The 13,724-nt window shown below is 69.9% G+C and carries 7 protein-coding genes; 1 reads left to right on the forward strand and 6 read right to left on the reverse strand.

Going from position 1 to position 13,724, the window contains the following annotated elements; all coding sequences use genetic code 11:
• The first annotated feature begins 396 nt into the window (after window positions 1–396).
• Entirely contained in the window at window positions 397–1,746 is a 1,350-nt protein-coding gene (gorA, locus tag OXU43_07115; GenBank protein ID MDD9824924.1) for a glutathione-disulfide reductase, read from the forward strand.
• Between the two features lie 32 nt (window positions 1,747–1,778).
• Here the strand turns inward: gorA and recD are convergent, their stop codons facing one another.
• Genes recD through OXU43_07145 form a run of 6 tightly spaced genes read right to left on the reverse strand, consistent with a single transcriptional unit; the run spans window position 1,779 to window position 13,537 of the window.
• Entirely contained in the window at window positions 1,779–3,674 is a 1,896-nt protein-coding gene (recD, locus tag OXU43_07120) for an exodeoxyribonuclease V subunit alpha (protein MDD9824925.1), read from the reverse strand.
• Window positions 3,667–7,305, reverse strand: a complete 3,639-nt coding sequence (gene recB / locus OXU43_07125) for an exodeoxyribonuclease V subunit beta (protein ID MDD9824926.1) — start codon at window positions 7,303–7,305, stop codon at window positions 3,667–3,669. Before recB ends, recD begins: the two co-directional genes overlap by 8 nt.
• Before the next feature lie 2 nt (window positions 7,306–7,307).
• Window positions 7,308–10,535 (reverse strand): exodeoxyribonuclease V subunit gamma, encoded by a 3,228-nt coding sequence (recC, locus tag OXU43_07130; protein ID MDD9824927.1) that lies wholly within the window; start codon window positions 10,533–10,535, stop codon window positions 7,308–7,310.
• Between the two features lie 55 nt (window positions 10,536–10,590).
• Complete coding sequence (ribD, locus tag OXU43_07135; GenBank protein ID MDD9824928.1) at window positions 10,591–11,697, reverse strand: bifunctional diaminohydroxyphosphoribosylaminopyrimidine deaminase/5-amino-6-(5-phosphoribosylamino)uracil reductase RibD; 1,107 nt, start codon at window positions 11,695–11,697, stop codon at window positions 10,591–10,593.
• Window positions 11,698–11,735: 38 nt separating this feature from the next.
• On the reverse strand, window positions 11,736–12,251 hold the full coding sequence (gene nrdR / locus OXU43_07140; GenBank protein ID MDD9824929.1) for a transcriptional regulator NrdR: 516 nt from the start codon (window positions 12,249–12,251) through the stop codon (window positions 11,736–11,738).
• A gap of 29 nt (window positions 12,252–12,280) precedes the next feature.
• Entirely contained in the window at window positions 12,281–13,537 is a 1,257-nt protein-coding gene (locus OXU43_07145) for a serine hydroxymethyltransferase (protein ID MDD9824930.1), read from the reverse strand.
• Window positions 13,538–13,724: the final 187 nt, after the last annotated feature.

A 13,724-nucleotide genomic window follows, 5' to 3' on the forward strand; every position in this document is an offset into this window, starting at 1 on the left:
AATGTGCGCGTTCCGCGCTCTATTTGCGCGGGATTCCGGCTTTCGCCGGAATGACGAAAAAAACCGGAATGACAGAAAAAAACAAGAATGGCGGATATTTATCATGCCAGTGGGTAGTTTTTTCGCGCGGCTCTGGATTTTCGGAGTTTTTGCACAGACTGTTGCGCCGGAATGACAAGAAGCAATATATATGGCGGAATAAGAGGGCCGCTTCGCTTCCCTTCGATTGCGTAACGGCTTGAGGCGCCCGCGCCCTGCCCGGCCCATGTGATACCCTCCCGGCGGACCCGCCTCGTTCGCGGCCGCGGAAGCGCCGCCGGAGACCGGGGAACGACAGCGATGCCAAAAGACAAGGGCATAAAATCAAGCACATAAGACAGGGGCATAACGCAAAATATGGCAGAAAAATACGACTACGACCTGTTCGTGATCGGGGCCGGTTCCGGCGGCGTGCGGGCGGCGCGGCGGGCGGCGGGACACGGCCGCTCGGTGGCGGTGGCCGAGGACGACCTGCCGGGCGGCACCTGCGTCAATCGCGGCTGCATCCCGAAGAAGCTGCTGTTCTACGGCGCCGAGTACGGCGAGCGTCTCGCCTGCGCCGGCGAGTTCGGCTGGAACCTGGAGGCGCCGCCGAAATTCGCCTGGCGGCATCTGCGGGACGGCAAAGACCGGGAAGTGGCGCGCCTGAACGGCGTCTATCGCCGCTTGCTAAAAGAGGCGGGCGTCGCGCTGCTGACGGGCCGGGCGCGGCTGCTGGATGCGCATACCGTAATCGTAGCGGAGCGGCGCTTTCGCGCCCGCGCCATCCTGGTGGCCGTCGGCGGCCGCCCCTGGGTGCCGCGGGACCTGCCGGGCCGGGAACACGTGAGCACCTCCGATGACCTGTTCCGCCTGCAGCAGTTGCCGCGCCGGGCGCTGATCGTAGGCGGCGGCTATATCGCCGTAGAGTTGGCCGGCATCCTGCACGGGCTGGGGGTGGCAACCATTCTGCTCTACCGCGGCGAACTGTTCCTGCGCGGCTTTGACCCGGAGATCCGCGCCTTTCTGGCCCAGAGGATGCGCGCCCGGGGCATGGAATTGCGCTTTCGCGCCGAGGTCGCGGCAGTCGAGCGCCGCGGGGACGAATTGCGGCTGCGGCTGGCGGACGGCGACACGCTGGCGGCGGACATGGTGCTGTACGCCACCGGCCGGCGGCCGAACACGGCGGGAATGGGACTGGCCGAAGCGGGCGTGCGCCTGGACGCCAATGGCGCCGTGGCGGTGGACGAGGAATTCCGTTCGTCAGCGCCTTCCGTCTATGCCATCGGCGACGTAATCGGCCGCATGGCGTTGACGCCGGTGGCGCTGGCCGAGGCCGAGGCGCTGATTGACCGCCTGTACGGCGGCGGGCGGCGGCCGCCGCTGGACTACGACTGCATCCCCACGGCGGTGTTCGGGCAGCCGAACCTGGCCACCGTCGGGCTCACCGAGCCGGAGGCGCGCCAGCGCCGCCCGGACGCGGAGACGCACCGCTCGGTGTTCACGCCGCTGCAGAACGCGCTGAGCGCGCGACGAGAGCCGGCGATGATCAAGGTGATCGCCGAGGCGGGCGGCGGACGAGTGCTGGGGGCGCACATGGTGGGCCCCGATGCTGCGGAGATCATGCAGGGGGTCGCCGTCGCGCTGAAGGCCGGCATAGACAAGGCGGGCTTCGACGCCACGGTGGGCATTCACCCCACCCTGGCCGAGGAGTTTGTCAGCCTCTAAAAACCGCCTTTCCCATTCAGGTCCGCGCAGCTTCAGTCTTCCGGCGCGCGCAGGCGCTGGGCCAGGCCCGAATCGCGCCGCGCGCGCCGCCGCACCGCCGCGCGGATCGCCTCGGGAGCGCCCCACAGGGTTACCTGCTCGCGGGCCCGGGTAACCGCGGTGTAGAGCAACTCGCGGCTCAGCAGGGGATGGTCGCGCGGCGGCAACAGGAGCAGGACGCGGCGAAACTCCGAGCCCTGACTCTTGTGCACGGTGGCAGCGAAGGCGTCCTCGTGAGGCGGCAGGCGCGCCGCGGAAAACCAGCGCAACCCGCCGCTGGGCGCCGCAAAGGCGACCGGAAGCGCTTCGCCTTGCGGCCCCGGCGGCACATGCCCGGCCGCGGCGACCGGCGGCGGCAAGGCGATCCCGGTATCGCCGTTGTAGAGTTCCAGGGAGTGATCGTTGCGCCCGATCGTCACCGCGCGACCGGGATACCAGGGTTGCCGCCGCGCGGACGCCGGCGGCGTGAAGAGCTCGCGCGCCCGCTCGTTCAGCCGCCGCGCGCCGAAACGGCCCTCGCGCCGCGGCGCCAGGACGCGGAACTGCGCCAGCAGGCTCAGCATTTCGCCGGCGTCGGCGCCGGCGCGCAGGCAGCGCCAGTAGTCCGCGTAGCCCTCCCGCAAGGCAATGGCGAGGCGCCGCTCCAGCTCCGCGGCGCCGGACGGCGCCCACCAGGCAAGACCTGGGGCGCTGCTGTCTTCCAGACAGGCCAGTACCGCATCCGGGTCGCCGTCGCGGATCGCCCTTGCCAGCCGTGCGAGACCGCTCCCTTCGGAGAAGCGGAAGTTGCGCTCCAGGCGCACCGCGCAGTCCGGCAACGGCGCCCCGGCGGCGTCTTGGTCGGTGCCGCGGGCGGCGCCCTGGTCGGCCGGCGGCGGCAGGCAGCCGAGCGACCGCAACCGCTCCCGAAAATCCGCCGACAGCCGCGGGCGGGGCAGGCACAGATCGGCCAGCACGGAACCGGCCTCCACCGAAGCGAGTTGATCGGCGTCACCGACCAGCAACAACCGCGCCGTCTCTGGCAGCTGCGCCAGCAGGCGATCCAGCAGGGCGATGTCGAGCATGGAGGCCTCGTCCAGCACCATTATGTCCACCGGCAAGCCGCGGTGCGGCGGCGGGGCGCCCGGATGCGTCGTCCCCAACAGGCGATGCAGGGTCGCCGCCCGGGCGGGGACCGCGGCGAGCGCCGCCGCGGCCGCCGGCAACTCCCGAAGGCGCCCGACCACGACTTCGCGCAGCCGCACCGCCGCCTTGCCGGTCGGGGCCGCCAGGGCAATGCGCGACGGCACCGCGGGTTGTTCCAGCAACAGGGCCAGTATGCGCGCGACCGTGGTGGTTTTGCCGGTCCCCGGGCCGCCGGAAACGATGCACAGGCGGCGCAGCACGGCCATGGCGGCGGCCACCCGTTGCCAGTCCGTCGCAGCGGCGGCGGACGCGGGGAAGAGGCGCCGCAACCCGGCACGCAGAAGGGCGGTGTCCACGCCTTGCGGGCGGGCAGCGGCGAGCCGCCGCAGCCGTGCCGCCACGCGCCGCTCGTATTCCCAGTAGCGGTGCAGATACAGGCGCCCGGCCTGGTCCAGCACCAGGGGACGGTATTCCCCCGGGGCGCCGACAGCGGCACCGGCGGCGCGCAGCTGCCGCAGCCACGGCGACAACTCCGGCGCGGTCACGGCCTCCGCGCCGGCGGCGGCGAATACGCGACTGCCGGCGAGGCGCCGCAGGTCGGCGCACACATGTCCCTCGCGCTGCATCCGGCTGACCAGGCAAGCGGCCAGCGCCAGCGCCGATCGTTCCGCGCCGCCGGCCAGCCGTACCATCAGGCGGGCAAAGTGCAGGTCCAGGTCTTCCAGGGCGCCGCCCTGGCAAAGCCGCTCCAGGCGCTCAAGCACGACCCGGCTCCAGGTGGCGGTCCAGGGCCTCGATCAGCGCCGGTGCGGGAAGGGTGTGGAAGACTCCGCAAGACGCGCCCCGCTCGGGCGCCATGCCGCGCAGAAACAGGTAAAAGGCGCCGCCCATGTGCCGTTCGTAGTCGTAGCCGGGCAGGCGCAGACGCAGGTATCGGTGCAGGGCGAGGGTATAGACCAGATATTGCAGAAAATAAGACTCCCGCGCCATGACCGCCGCCAGCCGTTCCGGCGCATAAGCGTCCGGCGACGGCCCCAGCCAGTTGGATTTATAGTCCGCCAGGTAATAGCGCCCGTCCGCCTCGAAAACCAGATCGATATACCCCTTCATGTAGCCGCGCACCCGTTCGAAGCGCAGCCTGCCGAGCGCCTCGCGCATCGCTGGCGCATCGCCCATGCCGTGCGCCAGCAACAATTCCCGCAGCCCGTCCGCGGCGAGTTCCGGCAAGGGGTAGTAGAACTCCAGTTCATCGAGCCGCCGCTGCCGGGGGATGCCGCGCAGGCGTAGCCCCGGCGCCAGGGGCGTGGCCAACACCCGCTTCACGGCGGCGCCGACCACGGGCGCCCAGCGGGCGGCGTAGCCGTACTCTGCCAGCGCCGCGGCCACGGTGTCCGCCAGAACTTGCGCCGGCCGATAATCGAAGTCCAGACGCTCGAACACGGCATGCAGGCAGCGCCCGGCGCGGGCGCCGCGCGGGAAGGCATGGATGTCCTCCGGCGCGGCTTTTTCCGCGCTCGGGGGCCCGGCGCCGTCCGCCGCCTGGCCGAAGGCGGCGTCGTAATCTGGCAGCTCGGCGTTGCCGCGCCAGGCCAGCGCGGAGAAACTGGTGACCTCCCTGGGGGGGAAGATACGGCCGCGGAACTCCCTGGCGGCCAGGGGCGGCATTCCGGCCGCCGCCGGCACGGCCTGCCGGGGAGCATGCGCGGCAGGCAGTGGCGCCACCCGCAGACTGCCCGCCGCCCGCCCGGCCAGGCGCCGCAAACCGTCCTCAATGTCGCGCGGCGTCATTCGCTCAAGACGCTGTAGCGCTCCGTTTTGGAAGGCGGCCGCGCTCGTGCCGGGGGCCGGCGGCCACAGCAACCAGGTCAGCGGCGCGGCGGCGGCGGCGCGCGCCGCGCCCCAGACCAGGTAGCAGCAGTACTGCGCCCGGGTCAGGGCGACGTACAGGAGCCGCAATCCCTCGGCAAGAGACTCCTCTTGCAGCCGCCCCGGGGGCGCGTCGCCGGGCTCCAGGTACAGCGTGCCGCGGTAGTCCGGCCCGCCCTCATGGCAATACGCCGGCTCCGCGCCGCCCTCGCGCGGACGCGGCGCACTCTGCCAGGAGAAGGGACAAAACACGACCGGGTACTCAAGGCCCTTGCTGCCGTGCACGGTAGCGACCCGCACCAGGGTTTCGTCGCTCTCCAGACGCAGCCGCTCTTCGTCCCGCCGGTCTTCGGACGGCCTCTCCCGACGCGCGGCCAGATATTGCACCGCCTGCGACATGGGCAGGCGCCGCCGCGCCGTCTCCGCATGCAGCAACTCGGCCAAGTGCAGCAGATCGGTGAGCCGCCGCTCGCCGTCCTCCGCCTGCAAAAGGCGGCGCGGGACGCCGGCCTCGCGCAGCAACTGCCGGAACATGGGCATGAAGCCCCGCTGCCGCCACTGCGCATGCCAATGGTAAAAGCGTCCCCGCCGCTCGTCGGCTGCGTCCGACTCCAGGGGAAATGCGCGGCCTCCCAGCAGGCGGGTGGCCAGCGCGGAGCGGACCCGCTGCTCCCGTTCCGGCCGCGCCACCGCCTCCAGGACCTGCTGCAATTCTTCCGCCGTATCGGTATGCAAGACGCTCTCCTGGCTGTAGAGCACGCTAAACACGCCCTGCTCGCGCAACGCCCGCTGCACCAGGCGCGCCTGCCGATGGCTGCGCACCAGCACGGCCAGGTCCCGTCCCTGCAAGGGGCGCCCTTCCAGCAGCGCCTCGCCCTCCCGGCCCAGAGCCAGCAGCCGCGCGATCTCGGCGGCGCAGGCCCGTGCCGCCAACTCTCCGGCCGCCGCCGCGTTACGCGCCCTGCCGTCCTCCCCGCCGGCGAACCACCACAGCGTACAGGGCGCGGCCGACCGCCCCTGCAGGCGCAATTCCCCGCCCGGACCTCCGGCGCCGGGACGCAACTCGCGAAACGCGATCTGTTCCAGGACGAAAGGACGCTCGCAGCCGGAAAACAGGGCATTGACGGCGCGGATCAAACCGGGGACGGAGCGCCGGTTCTCCTCCAGGGTGTAGCCGCGGTCCGCATCCTGGCGGGCGCGCAGATAGGCGAAAACATCCGCGCCCCGAAAGCCGTAGATCGCCTGCTTGGGGTCGCCCACCAGAAATACCGGATGGGATTTCCGGCCCCGGTAGATGCGCCGCAGGATCTCGTATTGCAGAGGATCGGTGTCCTGGAATTCGTCAATCAGGGCGGCCGTGTAGCGTTCGCCCAGGGTCCGTGCCAGGCCCTCGCCCCGGGCGCCCGACAATGCCTGCCAAAGCCGCAGCAACAGGTCGTCGTAGGACATCGCCCCGCGCCGCCGCATCCGGGCGCCCAGATCGGCGCGCGCCTCCTCCGCCAGACGCAGGCGCAGACGCCGCAGGCGCTGCCGGTAGAGTTCCTGCAACGCCCCCAGGGCCGCATGCAGTTCGCCGCAACGCTCGAAAAAGCCATCCCGGGGCGGCTCGCGCCCTTTCCGCGTCCCGGCCGCCAGCCCGGCGGGGGTCAACCGGAACAGCCGCGAGAAATCGGCCAGCGCCACCGGCGAGGGGTGTTGCCGATCGAGGATCCGATCCAGGTATTCCAGCCATTGCCCGGGCGCCCGGTAAAGCTTGCGATTCAAGACGCCCTCCGCATCCAGCAAACGCAGCACCCGCTTTCGGCGCCGGTCCCCGTCGCCTCCCAGCTCCCGGCGCAGGGCGCGCCAGGCGGCCGTAAAGCGCCGCTCCGCCGCGCCGACGCGCCCCGGCGCTTCCGGCGCGGGCTCTCCTCCGGCCAGCCGCGCCCGCGGCCTGGCAAGCACCGCCGCCAGCCATCGTTGCAACCCTGCCGGCCCGAAATCGTAGCGTTGCGCCAGCAGATACTCGGCAAACCAGGGATGCGCCGGGCAGACTTCCCGCCGCCAGAAGTCCTCCACGAGTTCCCGCAAATAGGGGGCGGGTTCTTGCAACTCCACCGCAAAAGCTTCCCCGCAGGCGAAAGCATGTTCCTCCAGGACCCGGTTGCAAAAACCGTGGATGGTGAAGATCGCCGCCTCGTCGAAGGCATAAACGGCCCGCGCCAGGAGGCGGGCGGCCCGCGCACGGTCGGCAATGCGCCGGCGCAGGAGTGCCAGGTCCGCCAGTTCTTCCCGCTCCGGGCCGCCATCCTCCGCGCCGGCAAAGACGGCCTGCGCCTGCGTCAGCAGGGCGTGAATCCGCGCGCGCAACTCCGCCGTGGCGGCGTTGGTGAAAGTCAACACCAACAGCTGCTCCACCGCGCATTCCCGCTCCAGGACCAGCCGCAGATACAGGCGACCGATCGCATGGGTCTTGCCCGTGCCGGCGCTGGCCTCTACCAAGTTGAGCCCTTGCAGCGGGATCTCGTGCCAGCGCAGGGGGTCGGGCATCGTCAATCCTCCCGGCAATGCTCCAACAAGGGAGCGTACAACTGCCGGGACAGCCGTTCGAATTCCCGGTCCAGAGGGCTGGGCAGATCGCGGAAGGCCACGCGGCAATAGAAATCCTCTGCCTCGCCCGGGACATGCTCGCTGCCCTGCCAGGCCGTGCCCGCCTGCCGCCATGCGTCCTTGCCGTCCCGCTCCGCCTCGGCAAAGGCGCGCGAACTCTTCGGAAACAAGTGCAACGGCCGGCAGCGCCCCAGCCGGTACATTTGCAGCAATTCCCGCAACCGTCGCGCCGCATCCGCAACGCCCAGCAAGCGGCATTGCCGCAGCCTCCCTTCCTGCCACCAGAACAGGCGGCTGACGGTGTCCGCCCCCTCCAGGCGGCAACGCAACAAGTGCCGCAGCCACAACGCCGGCCACTCGCCTTGCCAGGGGGGGCGCGGCGCCAGGAACAGCAGGCCGTCGGCGCCGGCCAGCGCCGGCGCGCCCCGCGGCTGCACGCCGCCATCCGGCGCCAGAACCAGGGGGCCGGGAGCAGGCGGCGGCAGCAACTCCCCGGCCGCCGCCGTAACGGCGCGGCGAAAGAGCGTCAGCGCATCTTCCTCCTGACGCAACAAGCACTCGCCCACACCGCCATGGGGCACCCGGCCGGTGGCGAGGACCTCGGCGCGCGCCGCCGCCAGCGGCTTGCCCGCAAGAGCCAGGCGGAACAGCTCTTCGCGCAGGCGATAGCGTTCCAGCTTCGTCAGCGCGAAAGGCTCGCTCTCCCCCAACAACGCCACGGCGCGGGGCGGACGGATCCCCAGGCGGCGCAACAGGTGACGCACGGGGTGGCGCAGGAAACGCCGCAGTTCCTCCACCTCCAATTCCCCGCCGCCGGACGCATCGTCCTCGGGAACCTCGAAGACCAGGGGACACGGCGCGGCGGCGCGGCCCTGTAGAACGCGGCTCGTATCGCAGTGCTCCCGCGAATAACTGAACAGCCGGCGCCCGCCGTCGTTCGAGGCCGCGGCGTCCGGGGAAGAGGCGAAGTAACGGCCGCTAAACGCCTGCAGGGGGTGCCGCAACGTCCAGCGATCCGCCGCGTCCCGCCCCCCGGCAGCCGCGCCTGCTCCCAGATATTCCAGCAATTCGCCGATCAATATGGAGGGCGGCAAGGCGGAGTTGTCCCGAATATCCTGCCCCACATAACTGAGATACAGGCAGCGGCGGCAGGAAAGCAGCGCCTCCAGGAACAAATAGCGGTCGTCGCCGCGGGGGGAACGGTCGCCGCGGCGCGGCCGGCGGCGCATGAGATCGAAATCCGGCGGCCGGCCGCGACGCGGGTAACTGTCGAAATCCATGCCTACAAGGCAGAGCACGGCAAAGGGGATGCCGCGCATTGGCGCCATGCGACAAAAGGTAATGCCGCCACCCAGGAAACGGCCCGCCGAAGCCTCCCGCTCCAGGCGTTCGCGGAAAAAGGCGCGCAATTCCGCCAGGGACAGTTTCCCGGCAAAGCCCGCCTGCGTACCGCGCTCCCGCAATTCCCCGCAGAAACCGCGCAGCAGACGCAGTTCCTGGCGCTCCTCGCCATCTTCAGCGAAAAAATCGCCCAACAGCTCGGTCAGCGACTCGGCCCAGGCGGCCAGCGACCGGGACGGGACCAACGCCTGACGCCACCGCACCAGGCGGCGCACCAGGGTGCAGAGCCGCCCCAGGCTGCCCGCCTCGCCGCCTTCGAGCCCCGGCAGAGGCACGATTCCGCCGCCGGCGGAAAAGATGCCGTCCGGCTCCATCGCGTACCCCAACAACAGCCTGTCCAACCCGACGCGCCAGGTATTGCCCTCTTCGGGGGGCAGCTCCAGCCGGCGCCGGTCGTCCCCGTCCCACCCCCAGCGCACGCCAGCCTCCTCCAGCCAGCCGCGCAACAGGGGCAGGTCTTCCGCCTCGATCCCGAAACGTTCCCGCACGGCAGCCGCCTCCAACAAACCCAACACTTGTTCGGCGGCCAAACGGCCTTCGGGCAAATCCAGCAACAGGAGAAAGGTCTCCGCCGCTTCGCCGCCGGCGGCGCGCAACCGGCGGTCGGCAATGGCATACGGCAAGCGCCGCTCGGCCGCCGTGCCGAACACGGCCTCCACGTAGGGCGCGTAAACCTCAATGTCCGGCGCCATCACGGCAATGTCCGAGGGAGAAAGATCGGGGTGCCGCTCCAACAGGTCCAGCAACCGGTCGTAAAGCACCTCCATTTCGCGCATCCGGCTGTGGCAGGCGTGGATTTGCACGGAATCGTCGGCCTCCCGCCGCCCTTCCCCTTGGCGCAAATCCAGCAGGTCGCGCTGCAACCGGGGCAAGGCGCCGGCGCCGGACGGCACTTCGAAACACGCCTCGTCCGTCATCTCCTGCTCCCACACCAAGTCCAGGAAATCTCGCCCCTGGCGCCCCAGGGAGGCCAGCAGGGAATTGCCCGTCTCCAGGTACAGCGCCTCCCCCGCCGCCTCCTGGCGCGCGCCCCGCTTGCGCGACTCGATGTCTCCCCAGTATTGGCGGCAGGGATTCAACAGGAACAGGCGCACCGGCAGGTGCCGGGACAAAGCGGCAACCAAATCCAGATAACCGGGAGACAGGGCGGCGATACCGAACAGGCTGAAGCGCGGCGGCAACCGTTGCGGCGGGATTTCTCCCCGCTCCAGGGCGGCGCGGAAGCGGTCGCGCACTTGCAGCCAGTGGTCGCCGCCGCTGGCCGCCAGGCGCCGCCACAGCCATGCCTGCCAGCGCTCTTCCGCGCCTGTCTCCCCGCCCTCCTCCCAGCGCCTGAGCCAGTCCGGCCGGAACAGCAGGTACTGGTCGAAGCAGCGGGCGATACGCTGCGCCAGCAGGTAGCGGGCCCCGCCTTCGTCCGCCGTCTCCAGGTAGCGATGCAAGGGCGCCACGACCGGGGCCTTGGGCAGGCGCCCCAACTCGTCCACGATGCGCCATACCAGGACCTCGGGACGGAAGGGAGAGGACTCCGGCAGGCGCGGCAAAGCGCCGCGAAAGACTTCCCAAATAAAGCGCCCCGGCAGGAAAAACTCAATATTGGCGCACACCCCCAGGCGCTCGGCCAAGCGCAGGGACAACCAGCGCGCCATGCCCGGGTTCTCCACCACCACGACCTCCGGCTGCAAAGGCAAGGGCAACGGCGCCGACACCGCCTCCGCCAGCCGGTCGGCCAGCAACTCCAGCCGGTTGCCGTGACAGACCTTCAGCACCGCGGGCGCCGTCCGCCGCCCGGGGCGCCATGGAAAATCCGCGGGGAGGCGCCGTTCACGAGGCGCCCGTCCGCGCCCCGGACCCGGGCGCCCCGGTTATCCGTGCCGTGACGCGCAGGTCGGCGCCGATACGTCGCAGGTCGGTGATCTCCACAGACGCCGCCTGCTCCAGGCGCGCCAGACCCGGCAGTCGGAACAGCGGCTGCGCCTCGTGCCCAAGCAGGCGGGGCGCAAGGTACAGCAGGAGCTCGTCCACCAGCCCGGCCTGCAGCAGGGCGCCGCTTAAGCGGCCCCCCGCCTCCACCAGCAATTCGTTCACCTGCTCGCGCACGGCCAAGTGGCGCAGGGCGGCGGCCAGGAAGGCATCCCCTTCCCCTTCCAGGGAGACTATATCCAGCCGGGAAGAAGGGCGCAGAGCGGCCTCCGGCGGCCGCGGATGCCGGCTCAGGACCAAGGTGCGCCCCTCCAGGGAGAGCATCCGGGCATCCGCGGGCATTCGCAGCCGGCGGTCCATCACGACGCGCAAGGGCTGGCGGCCAGGGCGCCGCAGCTCCGGGTCGCGCACATCGAGCCGGGGGTCGTCTGCCAGCACCGTGCCGACACCAGTGAGGATTGCCGAACTGCGGGCGCGCAGGCGCTGCGCGTCCGCCCGCGCCTGCGGCGAGCTGATCCAGCGGCTCTCGCCGTCGGCCATGGCCGTGCGTCCGTCCAGACTGGCTGCCAACTTGCAGCGCACCCACGGCCGCCGTTGCCGCTGGCGCTGCAGATAACCGGCATTGACGCGCTCCGCCTGCCGCTCCAGAAGGCCCGCCGCCACGACAATGCCCGCCTCGCGCAGGGCGGCCAGCCCGCGCCCGCGCACGCGGGGGTCGGGGTCCCGCACGGCGACGACCACGCGCCCCACGCCGGCCTCGATCAAGGCCTGGGCACAGGGCGGCGTGCGACCCTGATGCGCACAGGGTTCCAGGGTCACATAGCAGGCGGCGCCGCGGGCCCGCACCCCCGCCTGCTCCAGGGCGCGGGCCTCGGCGTGGGGGCCGCCCGCGTTCTCGTGCCAACCCTCTCCCACCACCGCCTCGTCCTGCGTCAGGACGCAGCCGACGCGCGGATTGGGGTGCGCGCCGTACAGTCCCCGCCAGGCCAACTGCAGGGCACGGGACATCCAGCGGTAATCGGCGCCGCTCCAGGCGGTCGCCGCGGTCAATCGTCTTCCCCGCCGCCGCCTCCGGGCAACAGGGGAAGTTGCCGTCGCCGTATCTCCGAGCTTAGGTCGTTCCTTAACTGATCGATCTGACGGAGAAAGGCATCCATGTCGCCAAAGGCGTGATACACGGAGGCGTAACGGATGTAAGCCACCTCATCCAGGCGCCGCAGTTGGCGCATGACGAGGCTGCCGAGCTGCCGGGATTCGAATTCTCCGCCCGATGCCTGCCGCAGCAAAGACTCCTCAATGTCGGCAAGCGCCCGCTCCCGCGAACGGGTCGGCACGGCCCGCTTGCTCAGGGCAATATCTACGCTGTGGCGCAATTTGCCGACATCGTAAGGCTCGCGCCGGCCGTCGGACTTGACGATCCGCGGGAATTCCCGCACCACCCGCTCGCTGGTCTTGAAGCGCTTGCGGCAACGGGGACACTGGCGGCGGCGCAATCGGCCCTCCCCGTCCGGTCTGCTGTCCGCTGTACGGCTATCCGGATAAGAGCAAAACGGACAGCGCATGGCTCGCCGAAGCGGGGCAGGCAGCGCACTCAGGCGGCATACACCGGGTAGCGGCGGCAGAGCTCCCGCACATCGTCGCGGATGCGCCCGATCAAGGCGTCGTCTCCCAGATTCTCTATGATGTCGCAGATCCAGCCCGCAACCCGCTGGGATTCCTGTTCGCGAAAACCGCGGGTCGTGATCGCGGGAGTGCCGATGCGGATGCCGCTGGTCACGAAGGGCGATTGCGGGTCGCGCGGCACGGCGTTTTTATTGACGGTGATATGTGCCTGGCCCAGGGCGGCGTCCACCTCCTTGCCGGTCAGGCCCTTGTCAATCAGGCTAACCAGGAACAGATGGTTGTCCGTGCCGCCAGAGACGACCTGAATCCCCCGCTCCATGAAGACAGCGGCCATGGCGCGGGCATTGTCCAGCACTTGCTGCTGGTATTCGCGGAAGGCCGGCTGCATCGCCTCCCGCAAGGCCACTGCCTTGGCGGCGATCACGTGCATCAACGGACCGCCCTGGTATCCCGGAAAGACCATAGAGGAGATCTTCTTCTCTACTTCCGGCGCGCCCCTGGCCAGGATCAGGCCGGAACGCGGACCGCGCAGGGTCTTGTGCGTCGTCGTGGTCGTCACATCGGCAATCCGCACCGGGCTGGGATACAGCCCCACCGCCACCAGCCCCGCGACGTGGGCGATATCGGCTAACATGAACGCGCCCACCTTGTCGGCGATGTCGCGGAAACGCTGCCAATCCAACACCCGCGAATAGGCAGAGAAACCGGTTATGAGCATCTTCGGGCGGTGCTCCAGAGCCAACCGCTCCACCTCGTCGTAATCAATCTCGCCGCTCTCGGGGTTCACGCCGTAGAGCACGGAACGATAGATCTTGCCGGAGCAATTCACCTTGGCGCCATGCGTCAGGTGCCCGCCGTCCGCCAGGCTCATGCCCATGATCGTGTCGCCTGGCTGCAACAGCGCCAGATAGACGGCCCCGTTCGCCTGCGAACCGGAATGCGGCTGCACATTCGCGTAGTCAGCCCCGAACAACTCCTGGGCCCGCTCGATCGCCAGACTCTCGACCACGTCCACATACTCGCAACCGCCGTAGTAGCGTTTGCCCGGATACCCCTCGGCGTACTTGTTGGTCAGCACCGAGCCCTGCGCCTCCAGCACCCGGGGGCTGGCGTTATTCTCGGAGGCAATTAATTCGATATGCTCTTCCTGGCGGCGGCGCTCGCCCTCCATCGCCTCCCAGAGCTCCGCGTCGAAACCCTCGATCCGCATTTTCGTGTCGAACATCGCAATCTCCTCTTCCGTTACATATGCTGGCACAATCCCGCCATGCGGCCCATCCGCAAAGAGTATCAGAATATCCCCGCCGCCGCATGGCCCGGACAGCGCCTGCAAAGCCGTTACGCAATCGAAGGGAAGCAAAGCGGATCATATGCATCACTCCCCCCTTGAGGGGGAGTCGGCAAGACGAGGG

Source organism: Gammaproteobacteria bacterium, from assembly GCA_028817255.1.
Lineage (GTDB): Bacteria > Pseudomonadota > Gammaproteobacteria > Porifericomitales > Porifericomitaceae > Porifericomes > Porifericomes azotivorans.